Here is a 16,715-nt window from a genome sequence, read left to right as displayed (position 1 = left end):
GGTGGTTTGTGGCTGGTTGCGCAGTTCCCCGCGCCCCTGGAGGCGCCTCAGGCCACCGTCGGGCGGAGACGTGCGGTGTCTTCTGGCTGGGTCGCGTTCGGGTTGCCGCCGGTCAGGGCGCTGCCCGTCTGCCACTTGTCCCAGTCGAGGTTCCAGTCGCCGAAGCCGTTGCCGAAGGTCTCCATCGTGTCGCCGTAGGAGTTGACCACCTCGACGACGTCACCCTCGCGGACGGTGTCGAAGAACCACTCGGCGTTGCCGGTGCTCATCCCGGTGCAGCCGTGGCTGACGTTGGCGGAGCCCTGGGAGCCGACCGACCAGGGGGCGGCGTGCACGTACTCGCCGCTCCAGGTCACCCGGGTGGCCCAGTGCACGGGCAGGTCGTACGCCTCCGAGGAGCCCTCGGCGATGCCCACGGTGGTGCTGCGCATCCGGACGAACGGCTCCTTGCCCAGCACCACCTTGACGCCGTTGCGGGTCTCGAAGCCGGGCTTGCCGGTGGTGACCGGGATCTGCTTGATCTCCTCGCCGTTGCGGAAGACCGTCATCGTGTGCGACGAGGCGTCCGTCACGGCGATGACGCGGTCGCCGGTGGAGAGTTTCAGCTCCTTGGCCCGGCCGCCCCACAGCCGGTCGCCGATCTTGATGCCCTCCAGGGTGGAGCGGGCCCGGACGGTGGCGTGCGCGGGCCAGTAGTCCTTGGGGCGGTAGTGCAGTTCCTTGTCGTCCACCCAGTGCCAGGCGCCCTCCACCGCGGGCGTGGACTCCACCTTGAGGGCGCGTTCCACGGTCGTCCGCTGGGCCGGGTCCTTGATGGGCTGGCTCAGCTCGGCCGTGACGGGCTGTCCGACGCCGTAGGTGCCCGCCTCCGGTCCGAAGGCGATGTCCAGCCGCTTCTTGGTGGTCGGCTTGCCCGTGTCGAAGGTGAGGACCTTGCGGCCGGGCGCCCCGTCGGCGTTCTCGGTGCTGACCCGGACCGTGTAGGAGGCGTTGGCGGCCAGCGGTGAGGTGCTGTGCCAGCGGGCCCCGTCGGCGGCGAGTTCGCCGGCCAGGTAGCGGCCGGTGGCGTCCCGGGCGGTGACATCCGTGATGCGCCCGTCGGAGCCCTCGGCGACGACCTCCAGGGGTTTGTCCGGGTCGGCCTTCTGCCCGGCGTCCTTGGGGCCGTTGAAGGAGATGTTGCCGGCCGCGTCGTAGGGCGCGGCGGCCAGCGGGTCGTCGTCGCCGCTGCTGCACGCGGTGGCGCCCGCCCCCAGGGCGATCACCAGCAGGGTGCAGCCGACGACGGCGGTGCGCCCGCAGGCCTGGAAGTGAACGGAGTGGCTCATGGCCTCAACGTAGGAAGCCTGGGCGGGTGCGGCACGGTGGGTAAGCCGTACGGGTGGCGCGCTGGGCCAAACGAAGGAGCCCGGACTCTCCTGGCGGAGCGTCCGGGCCCTTCGGGTGGCCGGGTGTGCTACTGGGTGCGGTTCTCACCGCGGTAGTACTCGAAGACCCAGCCGAACAGGCCGATGAGGATCAGCGGGGCCGAGAAGTACATCAGCCACCAGCCGATCGCCACGCTGGTGAACGCGAACGCGCCACCGATGGCCAGGGAGAGCGGCTGCCAGCTGTGCGGGCTGAAGAACCCGACCTCGCCGGCGTCGTCCGCGACGTCCGCCTCCTTGTTGTCCATGGCGCCCGCGTCGGCCCGCTTGGCCGTGAAGCCGAGGTAGAAGCCGATCATGATGGACAGCCCGAAGGCCAGGAAGAGCGCCGTGGTACCGGCCGGCTCCTTCGACCACACGCCATAGACGATCGCCATGACGAGGATGAAGACGCTCAGCCAGATGAACATCTTGCCCTGGATCTTCACTTGCCCGCCTCCTTGCCGCCGGCGAGGGCCTTGTCACCGTGGCCGACGTTCTCCAGCTGGTCCAGCGCGGAGATCTCCGGGTGGTGCAGGTCGAAGGCCGGGGATTCGGAGCGGATGCGCGGCAGGGTGAGGAAGTTGTGCCGCGGCGGCGGGCAGGAGGTCGCCCACTCCAGGGAGCGGCCGTAGCCCCACGGGTCGTCCACGTTGACCGGCTTGCCGTACTTGGCGGTCTTCCAGACGTTGTACATGAACGGCAGGATCGACATGCCGAGCAGGAACGAGCTGATCGTGGAGACCGTGTTCAGGGCGGTGAAGCCGTCGGCCGCCAGGTAGTCGGCGTACCGGCGCGGCATGCCCTCGGCGCCCAGCCAGTGCTGGACCAGGAAGGTGCCGTGGAAGCCGATGAACAGCGTCCAGAAGGTGATCTTGCCGAGCCGCTCGTCCAGCATCTTGCCGGTCCACTTCGGCCACCAGAAGTGGAAGCCGGCGAACATCGCGAAGACCACGGTGCCGAACACCACGTAGTGGAAGTGGGCCACCACGAAGTACGAGTCCGAGACGTGGAAGTCCAGCGGCGGGGCCGCGAGGAGCACACCGGTCAGACCACCGAAGAGGAAGGTGATCAGGAACCCGGTCGACCACAGCATCGGCGTCTCGAAGGAGAGACTGCCCTTCCACATGGTGCCGACCCAGTTGAAGAACTTCACGCCGGTCGGGACCGCGATCAGGAAGGTCATGAACGAGAAGAACGGCAGCAGCACGCCACCGGTGACGTACATGTGGTGCGCCCACACCGTGACCGACAGGCCGGCGATGGCGATGGTGGCGCCGATCAGGCCCATGTAGCCGAAGATCGGCTTGCGGGAGAAGACCGGGATGATCTCACTGACGATGCCGAAGAACGGCAACGCGATGATGTACACCTCTGGATGCCCGAAGAACCAGAACAAGTGTTGCCATAGCAAGGCTCCACCGTTCGCGGCGTCGAAGACATGGGCGCCGAACTTGCGGTCCGCCTCCAGGGCGAACAGGGCCGCCGCGAGGACCGGGAAGGCGAGCAGGACCAGCACACCGGTCAGCAGCACGTTCCAGGTGAAGATCGGCATCCGGAACATCGTCATGCCGGGCGCGCGCATGCAGATGATCGTGGTGATGAAGTTGACCGAGCCGAGGATCGTGCCGAAGCCGGAGAAGGCCAGACCCATGATCCACAGGTCGCCGCCGATGCCCGGCGAGTGCACCGCGTCGGACAGCGGCGAGTACGCGAACCAGCCGAAGTCGGCCGCGCCCTGCGGGGTGAGGAAGCCGCCGACCGCGATCAGCGAGCCGAACAGGTAGAGCCAGTAGGCGAACATGTTCAGCCGCGGGAACGCCACGTCGGGCGCGCCGATCTGGAGCGGCATGATCCAGTTCGCGAAACCGGAGAACAGCGGCGTCGCGAACATCAGCAGCATGATCGTGCCGTGCATCGTGAACGCCTGGTTGAACTGCTCGTTCGACACGATCTGCAGGCCCGGCCGGGCCAGCTCGGCGCGCATGAGCAGCGCCATGACGCCGCCGATGCAGAAGAACGCGAACGACGTGGCCAGGTACAGCGTGCCGATCGTCTTGTGGTCGGTGGTGGTCAGCCACTTGACGACGACTTCGCCGCGCCTCTGGCGCCGGACCGGCAGTTCGTCCGCGTAATGGGACCCGGCCGCGGCACCCTGGGGTTCGTTGAGGATGCTCACAGGTTGTTCGTCTCCCGGTTCTTCTCGTGGTCCGTCTGGGCGATGCCAGCCGGGACGTAACCGGTCTGCCCCTTCTTCACGAGGTCCTTCAGGTGCTGCTCGTAGCGCTCCTGGGAGACGACCTTGACGTTGAACAGCATCCGGGAGTGGTCGACGCCGCAGAGCTCGGCGCACTTGCCCAGGAAGGTGCCCTCCTTGTTGGGGGTCACCTCGAAGGCGTTGGTGTGGCCCGGGATGACGTCCTGCTTCATCAGGAACGGCACCACCCAGAAGGAGTGGATGACGTCACGGGAGGTCAGGACGAAGCGGACGCGCTGGCCCTCGGGCAGCCACAGGGTGGGGCCCGGGTTGCCGGTCTGCTCGTTGGTGGTGCCCGGGGTGCCGCAGTCGTAGACGCCGCCGGCGTTCGCCGGGAAAGCGTCCTTGTAGCGGTCCGGGATCGCGTCCAGTTCCTTGGCCGTCTTGGCGTCACCGGTGGAACCGTCGACGCTCTCGACGTAGTTGAAGCACCAGCTCCACTGGAAGCCGACCACGTTGATGGTCACGGCGGGCTTCTTGTCGAGCTTGAGCACTTCGGACTCGTCGCGCGCGGTGAAGTAGAAGAGCACCGAGACGATGACGAGCGGAACCACGGTGTACAGCGCCTCGATGGGCATGTTGTACCGGGTCTGCGGAGGAATCTCGACCTTGGTGCGGCTGCGCCGGTGGAAGAAAGCACTCCACAGGATCAGCCCCCACACCAGCACGCCGACGGCGAGCGCGGCAGCCCAGGAGCCCTGCCACAGGGAGAGGATCCGCGGAGCCTCTTCCGTGGTGGGGGTGGGCATTCCGAGGCGGGGGAAGTCCTCCCAGGTGCAACCGGTGGCGGTCGCCAGGACCAGGCCCGCGGTCAGTGTCTGCGACAGCCTCCGCCGCATCGGGCGTCGCGGCATGGGGGTACCGCCCACGCCCTTCGGGCGATGGGGGAGGTCGGAGCCGTTGGGACTCACGTAGCGCCTTCCCGAGAGTCTCGCCCGCGCGGTCGGCTGCGGCCTTCTCGCTGGTCGGTCGCCGCCCTGCGTCGGGCAGGGGTTTGGATGTTTATGCGGACCAAACCCTAGCCGACGCTCTCCGAGGGTTCGCGGGGAGGGGTGCCTACTGAGGGGGGTGGTTCGCTGGTTTGGCGGGTGCGGGTCGGGTTGTGGCTGAGCGCGCAGTTCCCCGCGCCCCTTTGGGGCGTTTGAGTGAGCGGGCATTTAGCGTTGCCGTATGGGCTACTTCGATGCTGCTTCCGGTGTTCCGCTTCATCCTGTCGCGCGGCAGGCGTTGTTGGCCGCGTTGGATGAGGGGTGGGCCGACCCCTCGCGGCTGTACCGGGAAGGGCGGCGGGCGCGGATGCTGCTGGACGCCGCGCGGGAGGCGGTGGCGGAGGCGGTGGGGTGCCGGGCGGACGAGCTGGTGTTCACCTCGTCGGGGACGCGGGCGGTGCGTACGGGTTTGGCGGGGGTGTTGGCCGGGCGGCGCCGGGTCGGGCGTCACCTGGTCGTGTCAGCTGTCGAACACTCGTCGGTACTGCATGCGGGTGAGGCGCACGAGGCGGCGGGCGGGACGGTCGCCCAGGTGGCGGTGGACCGGACGGGAGCGGTCGATCCGGCGGCGTACGGCGCCGACCTGCGCGCGGACACCGCGCTGGCCTGCCTCCAGTCGGCCAACCACGAGGTGGGGACCGAGCAGCCGGTGGCCGAGGTGGCGGAGGTGTGCCGGGCGGCCGGGGTGCCGCTGCTGGTGGACGCGGCCCAGTCGCTGGGGTGGGGCCGGGTGGCGGGTGGCTGGTCGCTGCTGACGGGCAGTGCGCACAAGTGGGGCGGGCCCGCGGGGGTGGGGCTGCTGGTGGTGCGCAAGGGGGTGCGGTTCGCGCCGGCGGAGGCGGCCGAGGCCGAGAACCTGCCGGCGATCGTGGCGGCGGCCGCCTCGCTGCGGGCGGTGCGGGCGGCGGCCGTCCAGGAGGCGGCGCGGCTGCGGGAACTGACGGACCGCATCCGGGCCCGGGTGCCGCGGCTGGTGCCGGACGTGGAGGTGGTCGGCGATCCGGCCCGCCGGCTGCCCGGGATCGTCACCTTCTCGTGTCTCTATGTCGACGGGGAGGCCCTGCTGCACGAGCTGGACCGGGCCGGCTTCTCGGTCTCCTCCGGGTCCTCCTGCACCAGCAGCACGCTGACGCCGAGTCATGTGCTGCGGGCGATGGGGGTGCTCAGCGAGGGCAACGTCCGGGTGTCGCTGCCGTTCGGGGCGGCCGAGGCGGATGTCGAACGGTTCCTGGAGGTGCTGCCGGGGGCGGTGGCGGGGGTGCGGGAGAAGCTGGGGGCGCCCTCGCCGGCCACCTCGGCCGAGGGGGGCGCCCTGGTGGTGGACGCGCTGGGCAAGCTGTGCCCGATCCCGGTCATCGAACTGGCCAAGGTGATCGGCGACGTCCCGGTGGGCGGCACGGTTCGCGTCCTGGCCGACGACGAGGCGGCCCGCCTGGACATCCCGGCGTGGTGCGAGATGCGCGACCAGGAGTACGTGGGTGCGGAGCCGGAGGAGAGAGGAACGGCTTACGTGGTCCGCCGGACCAGGTGAGAAACCCAGGGGCGCGGGGCTGTGTCAGACCCGCACCCGCACCCGCACCCGCACCCGCACCCGCCGAACTACCCCAGATGCCCCCGGATCTCCGCCGCCGCCTCTTCCCCGTACGCCTTGGTGAACCGCTCCATGAAGTTCCCCCGCCGCAGCTGGTACTCCTGTGTCCCCACCGTCTCGATGACCAGCGTCGCCAGCATGCAGCCGACCTGCGCGGCCTGCTCGAGCCCCACCCCCCACACGAGGCCGGTCAGGAACCCGGCGCGGAAGGCGTCGCCGACGCCCGTGGGGTCGGCCTTGCGCTCCTCGTCCGGGACCCCGACCTCGATGACCGGCTCGCCGGTCCGCTCGATCCGTACCCCCCGCGCGCCCAGCGTGGTGATCCGGTGGCCGACCCGGCCGAGGATCTCCGCGTCGCTCCAGCCGGTCTTGGACTCGATGAGCCCCTTCTCGTACTCGTTGGCGAAGAGGTACGTCGCCCCGTCCAGCAGTATCCGGATCTCGTCGCCGTTCATGCGGGCGATCTGCTGGGAGAAGTCGGCGGCGAACGGGATGCCGCGGGTCCGGCACTCCTCCGTGTGGCGGAGCATCGCCTCCGGGTCGTCGGCGCCGATGGAGACCAGGTCGAGACCGCCGACGCGGTCCGCGACGGCCTTCAGCTCGATCAGCCGGGCCTCGCTCATCGCACCCGTGTAGAAGGAGCCGATCTGGTTGTGGTCGGCGTCGGTGGTGCAGACGAAGCGGGCGGTGTGCAGGGTCTCGGAGATCCGCACCGAGTCGGTGTCCACGCCGTGCCGCTCCAGCCAGGCGCGGTAGTCGTCGAAGTCGGAGCCCGCCGCCCCGACCAGGACCGGGCGGGTGCCGAGCTGGCCCATGCCGAAGGCGATGTTGGCGGCGACCCCGCCCCGGCGCACGTCGAGCTCGTCGACCAGGAAGGAGAGCGAGACCGTGTGCAACTGGTCCGCGACGAGCTGGTCGGCGAAGCGGCCGGGGAAGGTCATGAGGTGGTCGGTGGCGATGGAGCCGGTGACTGCGATGCGCACGGCGTGAACTCTCTCCTGGAGGGAGGTGGGTTGGCAGTTCACGCTACCCGGTCGCCGGGACGCCGTTGAAGCGGCCGAAACTACCTGATAGTAGATCTTTCTTCGCGGCTTCGGACGTGCTTACGGTGCGGTCATGACGAACCCCACCGAAGAGTTCGAGGACCTGGCCGCGCTGCGCGGCGACTGCGCCCGGATGGCGCCGCACTGGCCGCCGACCGAGCGGGTCGCCGTCCGGCCGGTGCCGCCGGCGCTGATCCACGGGGTGACCGTGCCGCCGGCCTCGGCCCGGCTGCTGGACGCGACGGCGGAGTACGGCGACTGAGCCGTCCGGCGGACCCCCGGGGAACCCGGGGCTGCCCCGGCACGTCCTATCGGCGTCCCGCACGGCGGCCGAAGGAGCGATGCGGTGAACAGCGAGCGACCCGACCACGACGGCACCGGGGGCGAGGGGACCCGGGCGGTGCGGCGCCGGCCCCGGGCGGTGCTGACCGCGTCGGTCGCGGCGGCGGTGCTGCTGGCCGGGGGCGGCGGGGCGTATCTGGCGGCGACCGCGTCCGACGGCTCGGGCGGCGGTGGCGCGGCGGGCGCGTCCACTCCCCCGCCGCTGGTCCTCGACTCCCCCGCCGCCGACAGCACGGCCGGCGGCTACCGGACCGCCGGGCGGCTGCCGGACGGGCCGGACTCGGCGCCGGTGTACCGGGCCGCGGGGCGGGTCACCGAGGCACAGGTGACCCGGCTGGCCGAGGCGCTCGACCTGGCCGGGAAGCCGGTGGTCCGGGGTGCCTCCTGGACGGTCGGGACGGTGGCGGACGGGTCGGGTCCGGTGCTGCGGGTGGCGCGCGAGGCGCCGGGGAACTGGACGTTCCAGCGGTCGGCGGCGGCCGGTGACGACTGCGACCGGAAGGACCCGGTCTGCCCGACCGGTCCCACGGGCGAGGGTCCGGTGAGCGAGGCGGCCGCGAAGAAGGCGGCGGCGCCGGTACTGGCGGCGGTGGGCCAGGACGACGCCGAGGTGGACGCCGGCCAGGTGCTGGGCACCCGCCGGGTGGTCAACGCCGAGCCGGCGGTCGGCGGGCTGCCCACGTACGGCTGGACCACCGGGGTGATCGTCGGCGCGGGCGGCGAGGTGGCCGGCGGCAGCGGGCGGGTGGCGGCGCCGGTCAAGGGGGACACGTATCCGGTGCTGGACGCGGAGCGGACCCTCGCCCGGATGGAGCAGGCGCCGGCGGCGAGTGGCGGCTGCGCCAGTGCCGTACCGCTGGAGGGCGGCGGGACGGGAGCCTGCGGGGCAGAGTCCGGGGCGGCGACGGACACCGTGGCGGGGGCGGTGTTCGGGCTGGCCGCGCAGCCGGTGGGCGGGCGGGAGACGCTGGTGCCGTCCTGGCTGTTCGAGGTGCGGGCGGCGGGGGCGGCGGACCCGGTCACGGTGCCGTATCCGGCCGTGGACCCGGCGTACCTGAAGTCGGCCGAGCCGTCGCCTGGGCCGTCCACCGAGCGGGACGTGGAGGTGACCGGGTACACCGCCGCGGGGAACGAGCTGACGGTGCGGTTCACCGGCGGGGTGTGCGCGAAGTACGACGCGGAGGCGGCGGAGGAGTCCCGGCGAGTGACGGTCACCGTCACCGCGAGCTCCGACCCGGGGAAGGTCTGCATCGCGATCGCCAAGGAGTACGAGCTGACCGTGGAGCTGACCGAGCCGCTGGGCGGGCGGGCCGTGGTGGGCTCGGACGGGAAGCCGGTCCCGCTCGCCAAGGAGGGCGCGCGGCTGCCGGCACCGACCGGCGGCCGGTGACGCGCGAGGGCGGCGGCACCGGGGTGTCCCCGGTGCCGCCGCCCTCGTCGGTACGGCTCAGCGGCTCAGCTGAAGGAGTCGCCGCAGGCGCAGGAACCGGTCGCGTTCGGGTTGTCGATCGTGAAGCCCTGCTTCTCGATGGTGTCCACGAAGTCGACGGTCGCGCCGCCCAGGTACGGGGCACTCATCCGGTCGGTGACGACCTTGACGCCGCCGAAGTCCTTCACGACGTCGCCGTCGAGGGAACGCTCGTCGAAGAAGAGCTGGTAGCGCAGGCCGGAGCAGCCGCCGGGCTGGACGGCGACGCGCAGCGCCAGGTCGTCCCGGCCTTCCTGGTCGAGCAGGGCCTTGACCTTGCCCGCGGCGGCGTCGGTGAGGACGATGCCGTCGGTGACAATGATGGTCTCGTCCTTCGATACGGACATCTACATCTCTCCCGGGTTGTACGGAGACTGCTTGCCGACGGTGTCAACCGCCACAGCCGCGGATTCATTCCGGGCCGGACCCGAGTGATTTCCCCTCGGTTCGTCTCTTCATGCTCGCACACGGCCCCGGGAACGGTCAGGGGCGCGGGCATCGGGATTCACGTCACACCGACACAATGGGCATCGTCAAAGTGACGTGAAGCGGATATGATAGATAGCGTCAATTCGACGAAAAGTAGAAAGGGTGCGTGCCGTGACCACCGCCCAGACCCAGGAGCTCGACGTTCAGCCGTCGCCGCTCGCCCTGCTGCTGCTCGGCCGGGAGGCCGACCCGAGGAGCGAGCGCGGCGTGGAGTGCCCGGGTGACCTGCCCTCGCCCTCCGACCCCGACCTGGTCGCCCGCGCCCGCGCGGCCAAGGAGAAGCTCGGGGACAAGGTCTTCGTCCTCGGTCACCACTACCAGCGCGACGAGGTCATCCAGTTCGCCGACGTCACGGGTGACTCCTTCAAGCTGGCCCGGGACGCCGCCGCGCGCCCCGAGGCCGAGTACATCGTCTTCTGCGGCGTGCACTTCATGGCGGAGTCCGCGGACATCCTGACCGGCGACGACCAGAAGGTCGTGCTGCCCGATCTCGCCGCCGGGTGCTCGATGGCCGACATGGCCACCGCCGAGCAGGTCGCCGAGTGCTGGGACGTGCTGACCGAGGCCGGGATCGCCGGGCAGGTGGTGCCCGTCTCGTACATGAACTCCTCCGCCGACATCAAGGCGTTCACCGGCAGGCACGGCGGGACGATCTGTACGTCGTCCAATGCCGAGCGGGCGCTGAACTGGGCGTTCGAGCAGGGGGAGCCATCGACAAGCAAGGTGCTCTTCCTGCCCGACCAGCACCTCGGGCGCAACACCGCCGTCCGGGACCTCGGCATGTCCCTGGAGGACTGCGTCGTCTACAACCCGCACCGGCCGAACGGCGGGCTGACCGCCGAGCAGTTGCGGGACGCCAGGATGATCCTGTGGCGCGGGCACTGCTCGGTGCACGGGCGGTTCAGCCTGGAGTCGGTGGAGGACGTGCGGGCCCGGATACCCGGCGTGAACGTCCTCGTGCACCCCGAGTGCCGGCACGAGGTCGTCGCGGCGGCGGACTACGTCGGCTCCACCGAGTACATCATCAAGGCGCTGGAGGCGGCGCCGGCCGGGTCCAAGTGGGCCATCGGGACCGAGCTGAACCTCGTACGGCGGCTGGCGAACCGTTTCGCCGCGGAGGGGAAGGAAATCGTCTTCCTCGACAAGACGGTGTGCTTCTGCTCGACCATGAACCGGATCGACCTGCCGCATCTGGTGTGGGCCCTCGAGTCGCTCGCCGAGGGCCAGTTGGTCAACCGGATCGAGGTCGACAAGGAGACGGAGGCGTTCGCCAAGCTGGCGCTGGAGCGGATGCTGGCGTTGCCGTAAAGGCGGTTCCCACCCACCGCCCGTGCTGTTTCGCACGGCGAAGGGCCCCGTCCGGCCAGCTTCGGTGGCGGGCGGGGCCCTCGCGCGTGATCAGACCTTCGCCGGCTCCGGCTCGTCCGAGGCGGTCGCCTGCGGCGGCACCTCGCCGCCGCCCCGCCTGGCCGCCTTCTTCTTCGCGCGGCGCTCCTTGCGGAGCTCCAGCATCGCGTAGAGCGTCGGGACCAGGAGCAGGGTCAGCAGGGTCGAGGTGACCAGGCCGCCGATCACGACCACCGCCAGCGGCTGGGCGATGAAGCCGCCCTCGCCGGTGACGCCCAGGGCCATCGGCAGCAGGGCGAAGATGGTCGCCAGGGCGGTCATCAGAATGGGCCGCAACCGGTGCCGGCCGCCCTCGATGACCGCTTCGACCACTCCGTGGCCCTGCTTGCGGTACTGGTTGATCAGGTCGATCAGCACGATCGCGTTGGTGACCACGATGCCGATCAGCATCAGCATGCCGATCATCGCCGGGACGCCCATCGGGGTGCCGGTGGCGATCAGCAGGCCGAGCGCGCCGGTCGCCGCGAACGGGATGGAGACCAGCAGGATCAGCGGCTGGGCCAGCGACCGGAACGTGCCGACCAGCAGCATGAAGACGATCGCGATGGCCGCGAGCATCGCCAGGCCCAGGTTGACGAACGCCTCGTCCTGGTCGGCGGAGACGCCGCCGATCTCGGCGGTGACCCCGGCCGGCAGCTTCAGGTCGTTGATCTTGGCGGTGAGGTCGGTGCTGACCGCGCCGGTGTTGTCCCCGGTCGGCCGGGCGGTGATGGTCGCCGCGCGCTGGCCGTCGATCCGGGTCATGGAGACCGGGCCGTCGACCACCTTTACGGTGGCGACGTCACCGAGCTTCACCGGGCCGAGGGACAGCGCCTTCAGCTCGGCGAGGGTGGTGGCGGGCTTCGCCGAGGTGATGACGACGTCCCGCTCGGTGTCGTCCAGGACCGCCTTGGCGGCGGTGGTGCCGCGGACCGCCTGGGTGACGGCCGCGCCGAGGGTCTGGTCGGTGAAACCGGCCGCGGCGGCCCGCTCGTTGGCCTTGACCGAGATGCGCGGCACGCTCTGCGACAGGTCGCTGGTGACGTCGGTGACGTCGTCCAGGCCGGCGACCGCCTTGCGGACCTGCTCGGCGGACTCGCGCAGCGCGTCGGCGTCGGACGCCTTCACCACGACACTGAGATCCTGGCTGCCGAAGCCGTCACCGGCGGCGATCGTGGTGGTGCCGAGGGAGTCGCCGAGTTTGGCGAGCCCGGCCTCCAGGCTGTCCTGGACATCCTCGGCGGAGGCCGAGTCCTCCAGCATGACCTGGTACGACGCCTGGTTGGTGTCCGTACCGCCGCCGAAGGCCGCCATGAAACCGGACGAGCCGATGGTCACCTGGGAGTCCTTGACGCCCTCGGTGCCCTGGATGAGCTTCTCGACCTTCTTCGCCTGGGTGTCGGTCGCGGCCAGGCTGGTGCCCGGCTCCAGTTCCTGCTTGATGTTGAGGACCTGCTGCTCGCCCTGGTCGAAGAAGTTGGTCTTCAGCAGCGGGGTCATGGCGAAGGTGGCGACCAGTACGACGACCGCGATCGCCACGCTGGACAGCCGGCGCCGGGTCGCGAACCGCAGGACGGGGACGTAGACGCGCTGGAGGCGGGACTTGGCCTCCTTCTCCTCCGCGAGGCGGCGGGCCTCGTCGGCGTCCTCCGGGGTGCCCTTGGGGGCGCGCAGGAACCAGAAGGACAGCACCGGCACGACGGTGAGCGACACCAGCAGGGAGGCGAGCAGCGCCGCGGTGACGGTGAGGCTGAAGGAGCCGAACAGCTCGCCGACCATGCCGCCGACCAGGCCGATCGGCAGGAAGACGGCGACCGTGGTGAGGGTGGAGGAGGTCACCGCGCCGGCGACCTCGCGCACGGCGCTCAGGATGGCCTGCCGGCGTTCCTCGCCGTAGCCGAGATGGCGCTTGATGTTCTCCAGGACCACGATCGAGTCGTCCACGACCCGGCCGATGGCGATGGTCAGCGCGCCGAGGGTGAGCATGTTCAGCGACAGGTCGCGGGTCCACAGCACGATCAGCGCCAGCACCACCGACAGCGGGATGGAGACCGCGGTGACCAGGGTGGAGCGGATCGACGCCAGGAAGACCAGGATCACGATGACCGCGAAGAGCAGGCCGAGGCCGCCCTCCGTGGTCAGGCCCTTGATGGCCTTGGAGACGGCCGGGCCCTGGTCGCTGACGACGGTCAGTTCGGCGCCGGAGCCGAGCTGCTCGCGCAGCTCGGGCAGCTTGTCCTCGACGGCGTCCGAGATGGCGACCGCGCTGCCGTCCCGGTCCATGGTGACGGCGACGGCGAGGCTGGGCCTGCCGTTGGTGCGGGTGAGGGAGTCGGCCTTGGCCTCCCTCTCCTCGACCGTGGCGAGGTCGCCGAGGCGCACCGGCTTCTTCACGCCCTCGCCGGTGACCATCAGGTCCTGGATCTGCTTCAGCGAGGTGAAGCCGCCGCCGACCTGGACGGTGCGGTTGGCGCCGTCCTCGTCGAAGGAACCGGAGGGGACGGTGGCGCCGCCGGCCTGGAGGGCGGCGGCCAGGGCCTGCGAGGTGACGCCGGCCCTGGCGAGCTTCGCGTCGTCGGGTGTGACGGCGACCTGCACGTCCCGGACGCCGTCGACGGTGACCTGGCCGACGCCGTCGATGTCCTCAAGGGCGGGCACGACCGTCTTGTCGAGCTGGTCGGCCAGCGCCTGCTGGTCCCGGTCGGAGGCGACCGACAGCACCACGGACGGCAGGTCGTCGGTGGAGCCGGCCACCACCTGCGGGTCCACCTCGTCCGGCAGCGTGGCGCGGGCCCGGTTGACGGCCTGCTGGACGTCGGCGACGAGCTGCTGGGTGTCGGGGCCGTACTCGAAGGACGCCATGATCACGGCGCTGCCCTCGCTCGCCGTGGAGGTGACGCCCGAGATGCCGTCGACCGCTTCGAGGTTGTTCTCGATCGGCTCGACGATCTGCTTCTCGACCACGTCCGGCGCGGCACCCTGATACGGCGCCACCACCGACACCATGGGCAGTTCGATGGTGGGCAGGAGCTGCTGCTTCAGCTGGGGGATCGCGATCGCTCCGAAGACGAGCGCGATGATGGACATCAGCCCTATCAGGGCCCGTTGCGCGAGGCTGAATCTCGACAGCCAGGACATGGGTTAACGGTCTCTCTTCTGTGGCCGAGCGGAGGACGGGCACACACAGGTGAGCGCCCACCCCACACCCTGAGCCATGGACGGGCCGGTTCCGTAGGCCCCAGGTCCATTTCCTTACGCCGCGCATACTCCGACCGCAGTACACCCGGGTCCGGGTCACTCCACCCTCGGACGGACCAGCCCCGACTCGTAGGCGATGACCACCAGCTGGGCCCGGTCCCGGGCGCCCAGCTTGCCCATCGCCCGGTTGACATGGGTCTTCACGGTGAGCGGGCTGACCTCCAGGCGCTCGGCGATCTCGTCGTTGGAGTGCCCGCCGGCCACCTGCACCAGCACCTCCCGCTCCCGCACGGTCAGCGCGGCCAGCCGCTCCGAGCGGGCCGGGTCCTGGTCCTCGTCCGGGCCGCCGTCCTGGGCCAGGAAGCGGGCGATCAGCCCCTTGGTGGCGACCGGCGACAGCAGCGCCTCGCCGCCCGCCGCGATCCGGATGGCGCTGAGTAGTTCCTCGGGTTCGGAGCCCTTGCCGAGGAACCCGGAGGCGCCCGCGCGCAGCGACCGCACCACGTAGTCGTCGACCTCGAAGGTGGTCAGGATGACCACGCGGACGGCGGCGAGTTCCGGGTCGGCGCTGATCAGGCGGGTGGCGGCGAGACCGTCGGTGCCGGGCATCCGGATGTCCATCAGCACCACGTCGGGCCGCTGCTCTCGGGCCAGCAGCACCGCCTGCGCGCCGTCGGACGCCTCGCCCACCACCTCCATGTCCGGTTCGGAGTCGACCAGCACCCGGAAGGCGCTGCGCAGCAGTGCCTGGTCGTCGGCGAGCAGGACACGGATCGTCATACGGGGTCCTTCACGACGGCGGCGGTACGGGGCGTGGACGTGACCGGAAGGATCGCATGGACCCGGAAGCCGGCGCCGTGCCGGGGGCCGGTGGTGAGGGCGCCGCCCACGGCGGTGACCCGCTCGCGCATGCCGAGCAGTCCGTGGCCGCCGCCCGGGGCGGTGGGCTCGGACCGGCCGGCGCCGTCGTCCAGGACCGTGATCTCGATGTCCGGTCCCACCCGGACCACGCTGACCTCCGCGGTCGCCCCGGAGCCCGCGTGCTTGTGCACGTTGGTGAGGGCCTCCTGGATGACCCGGTACGCGGCGAGGTCGACGGCGGTGGGCAGTTCGGTGCCCTGGTCGGCGCGGGCGGTCTCCACCCGCAGGCCGGCGCTGCGGAAGGTGCCGACGAGTTCGTCGAGGCGGTCCAGGCCGGGGGCCGGTTCGGTGGGGGCCTCCGGGTCGCCGGACTGGCGCAGCAGGCCGACGGTGACGCGCAGTTCATCGAGGGCGGAGCGGCTGGCCTGCCGTACGTGGGCGAGGGCCTCCTTGGCCTGGTCGGGCCGCTTGTCCATGACGTGCGCGGCGACCCCGGCCTGCACGTTGACCAGGGCGATGTGGTGGGCGACGACGTCGTGCAGGTCGCGGGCGATGCGCAGGCGTTCCTCGGCGACCCGGCGGCGGGCCTCCTCCTCGCGGGTGCGTTCGGCCTTCTCGGCCCGGTCCCGGATGGCCTGCACGAAGGCCTTACGGCTGCGCACCGCGTCCCCGGCGGTGGCGCCGATGCCGGTCCAGGCGAGCACGGCGAGGTTCTCCTGGGCGTACCAGGGCAGCGGTCCGGCGAGCATGCCGGCGCCGGTCAGCACGGTCATGGTGAGCAGCCCGGCCCGCCAGGTGGTGGACCGGTCGGTGCTCGCGGCGACGGTGAACAGGGCGACGACGGCCGACATCACGACGGGCGCGCGGGGGTCGCCGGTGACGCTCTCGACGACGGAGACACCGCCGGTCAGGGCGAGGACGGCCAGCGGGGCGCGGCGGCGCAGGGCGAGGGCGGCGGCGCCGACGGTGATGAGGACCAGGCTGAGCGGGTCGGGGCTGCGCACCGCCCAGGTGACGCCGTCGGAGCCGTGCGGGTCGGTGAAGGAGCCGGCCACCATGCACACCAGGACGGCGGCGGCGAGGCAGGCATCGGTGGCGACGGGGTGGGCGCCGACGTGGCAGCGGGCGCGGGTGAGGGTGCTCACGGCTGTCTACGGTAGCCCGGTGGGCGCCGGTTGCCTCGGCGCGCGGTGTCGATGTGACCGTCGGCCCGGGGGCTGCCGCCTCCGAACCCCGCTTCGGCCTGCACGGCAGCCCGGTGGGCGCCGGTTGCCTCGGCGCGCGGTGTCGATGTGACCGTCGACCCGGGGGCTGCCGCCCCCGAACCCCGCTTCGGCCTGCACGGCCTCGTCCGCGATCGCCGGACGGGCGGATGAGAACCGTCCCTTCTCAGGCTCCGCCCGGGATCAGTCCGTCGTCGCCGAGCAGTTCCCGTACGTCCTCCAAGGTCGCGTCCTCGGCGGGGAGGATCAGCCCGGACGGCTCCAGGGAGTCGTCGGGCAGCGGGGTGCCCAGTTCGCGGACCTTGGCGAGCAGGGCGGTGAGGGTGCGGCGGAAGCCGGGGCCGTCGCCGCCCTCCATCTCGGCCAGCAGCTCGTCGTCCAGTTTGTCCAGCTCGGTGAGGTGGCTGTCGGCCAGTCTCACCTGCCCCTCCCCCATGATCCGTACGATCATGTCGCCCTCCT

Annotated in this window: 14 protein-coding genes; 4 read left to right on the top strand and 10 right to left on the bottom strand. The window is 71.2% G+C overall.

Going from position 1 to position 16,715, the window contains the following annotated elements:
• Nucleotides 1-47 precede the first annotated feature (47 nt).
• From AB0G32_RS30275 to coxB, 4 genes are all read right to left on the bottom strand, one after another.
• A complete protein-coding gene (locus tag AB0G32_RS30275) occupies nucleotides 48-1,328 on the bottom strand; it encodes an Ig-like domain-containing protein (protein ID WP_361170281.1) in 1,281 nt (426 codons plus the stop codon).
• Nucleotides 1,329-1,456: 128 nt separating this feature from the next.
• A complete protein-coding gene (locus AB0G32_RS30270; protein WP_361170279.1) occupies nucleotides 1,457-1,855 on the bottom strand; it encodes a cytochrome c oxidase subunit 4 in 399 nt (132 codons plus the stop codon).
• On the bottom strand, nucleotides 1,852-3,585 hold the full coding sequence (gene ctaD / locus AB0G32_RS30265) for a cytochrome c oxidase subunit I (RefSeq protein WP_361170276.1): 1,734 nt from the start codon (nucleotides 3,583-3,585) through the stop codon (nucleotides 1,852-1,854). The genes AB0G32_RS30270 and ctaD overlap by 4 nt, the downstream gene beginning before the upstream one ends.
• Nucleotides 3,582-4,517, bottom strand: a complete 936-nt coding sequence (gene coxB, locus AB0G32_RS30260) for a cytochrome c oxidase subunit II (RefSeq protein ID WP_361170274.1) — start codon at nucleotides 4,515-4,517, stop codon at nucleotides 3,582-3,584. The genes ctaD and coxB overlap by 4 nt, the downstream gene beginning before the upstream one ends.
• Before the next feature lie 316 nt (nucleotides 4,518-4,833).
• On the opposite strand from coxB, the gene AB0G32_RS30255 reads away from it, so the two are divergent.
• A complete protein-coding gene (locus tag AB0G32_RS30255; protein ID WP_361170271.1) occupies nucleotides 4,834-6,183 on the top strand; it encodes an aminotransferase class V-fold PLP-dependent enzyme in 1,350 nt (449 codons plus the stop codon).
• Nucleotides 6,184-6,251: 68 nt separating this feature from the next.
• Here AB0G32_RS30255 and AB0G32_RS30250 read toward each other — a convergent pair whose 3' ends face one another.
• Nucleotides 6,252-7,226 (bottom strand): carbohydrate kinase family protein, encoded by a 975-nt coding sequence (locus tag AB0G32_RS30250; protein ID WP_361170268.1) that lies wholly within the window; start codon nucleotides 7,224-7,226, stop codon nucleotides 6,252-6,254.
• Between the two features lie 133 nt (nucleotides 7,227-7,359).
• On the opposite strand from AB0G32_RS30250, the gene AB0G32_RS30245 reads away from it, so the two are divergent.
• Together AB0G32_RS30245 and AB0G32_RS30240 are read left to right on the top strand one after the other, a co-directional pair.
• Nucleotides 7,360-7,548 (top strand): hypothetical protein, encoded by a 189-nt coding sequence (locus AB0G32_RS30245; protein WP_361170265.1) that lies wholly within the window; start codon nucleotides 7,360-7,362, stop codon nucleotides 7,546-7,548.
• Between the two features lie 84 nt (nucleotides 7,549-7,632).
• Nucleotides 7,633-9,018 (top strand): hypothetical protein, encoded by a 1,386-nt coding sequence (locus AB0G32_RS30240; protein WP_361170262.1) that lies wholly within the window; start codon nucleotides 7,633-7,635, stop codon nucleotides 9,016-9,018.
• Between the two features lie 65 nt (nucleotides 9,019-9,083).
• Here AB0G32_RS30240 and AB0G32_RS30235 read toward each other — a convergent pair whose 3' ends face one another.
• Nucleotides 9,084-9,443, bottom strand: a complete 360-nt coding sequence (locus AB0G32_RS30235) for an iron-sulfur cluster assembly accessory protein (RefSeq protein WP_361170259.1) — start codon at nucleotides 9,441-9,443, stop codon at nucleotides 9,084-9,086.
• Between the two features lie 253 nt (nucleotides 9,444-9,696).
• On the opposite strand from AB0G32_RS30235, the gene nadA reads away from it, so the two are divergent.
• Entirely contained in the window at nucleotides 9,697-10,893 is a 1,197-nt protein-coding gene (gene nadA, locus AB0G32_RS30230) for a quinolinate synthase NadA (RefSeq protein WP_361170256.1), read from the top strand.
• 90 nt (nucleotides 10,894-10,983) lie between these two features.
• On the opposite strand, the gene AB0G32_RS30225 is transcribed toward nadA, so the two are convergent.
• From AB0G32_RS30225 to AB0G32_RS30210, 4 genes are all read right to left on the bottom strand, one after another.
• On the bottom strand, nucleotides 10,984-14,109 hold the full coding sequence (locus AB0G32_RS30225; RefSeq protein ID WP_361170253.1) for an efflux RND transporter permease subunit: 3,126 nt from the start codon (nucleotides 14,107-14,109) through the stop codon (nucleotides 10,984-10,986).
• Nucleotides 14,110-14,265: 156 nt separating this feature from the next.
• Complete coding sequence (locus AB0G32_RS30220) at nucleotides 14,266-14,949, bottom strand: response regulator transcription factor (RefSeq protein ID WP_361170250.1); 684 nt, start codon at nucleotides 14,947-14,949, stop codon at nucleotides 14,266-14,268.
• Nucleotides 14,946-16,175 carry a sensor histidine kinase gene (locus AB0G32_RS30215; protein ID WP_361170247.1) on the bottom strand — a complete coding sequence of 410 codons (1,230 nt, stop codon included), beginning with the start codon at nucleotides 16,173-16,175 and terminating at the stop codon, nucleotides 14,946-14,948. Before AB0G32_RS30215 ends, AB0G32_RS30220 begins: the two co-directional genes overlap by 4 nt.
• A gap of 244 nt (nucleotides 16,176-16,419) precedes the next feature.
• Nucleotides 16,420-16,704: a hypothetical protein gene (locus AB0G32_RS30210; protein WP_361170244.1), complete on the bottom strand. Its 285-nt coding sequence runs from the start codon at nucleotides 16,702-16,704 to the stop codon at nucleotides 16,420-16,422.
• Nucleotides 16,705-16,715: the final 11 nt, after the last annotated feature.

Source organism: Streptomyces sp. NPDC023723, from assembly GCF_040639815.1.
Classification (GTDB): domain Bacteria; phylum Actinomycetota; class Actinomycetes; order Streptomycetales; family Streptomycetaceae; genus Streptomyces.
The sequence above is the reverse complement of the archived record's forward strand: the minus strand, read 5'-3'. Positions and strand labels throughout refer to the sequence as shown.

Bases quoted from the DNA above. Each gene is read 5' to 3' on its own strand.
- AB0G32_RS30255 (WP_361170271.1), top strand. From the start codon at position 4,834: ATGGGCTACTTCGATGCTGCTTCCGGTGTTCCGCTTCATCCTGTCGCG.
- AB0G32_RS30225 (WP_361170253.1), bottom strand. From the start codon at position 14,109: ATGTCCTGGCTGTCGAGATTCAGCCTCGCGCAACGGGCCCTGATAGGG.
- AB0G32_RS30245 (WP_361170265.1), top strand. From the start codon at position 7,360: ATGACGAACCCCACCGAAGAGTTCGAGGACCTGGCCGCGCTGCGCGGC.
- AB0G32_RS30210 (WP_361170244.1), bottom strand. From the start codon at position 16,704: ATGATCGTACGGATCATGGGGGAGGGGCAGGTGAGACTGGCCGACAGC.
- AB0G32_RS30235 (WP_361170259.1), bottom strand. From the start codon at position 9,443: ATGTCCGTATCGAAGGACGAGACCATCATTGTCACCGACGGCATCGTC.
- AB0G32_RS30275 (WP_361170281.1), bottom strand. From the start codon at position 1,328: ATGAGCCACTCCGTTCACTTCCAGGCCTGCGGGCGCACCGCCGTCGTC.
- coxB (WP_361170274.1), bottom strand. From the start codon at position 4,517: ATGCCGCGACGCCCGATGCGGCGGAGGCTGTCGCAGACACTGACCGCG.
- AB0G32_RS30220 (WP_361170250.1), bottom strand. From the start codon at position 14,949: ATGACGATCCGTGTCCTGCTCGCCGACGACCAGGCACTGCTGCGCAGC.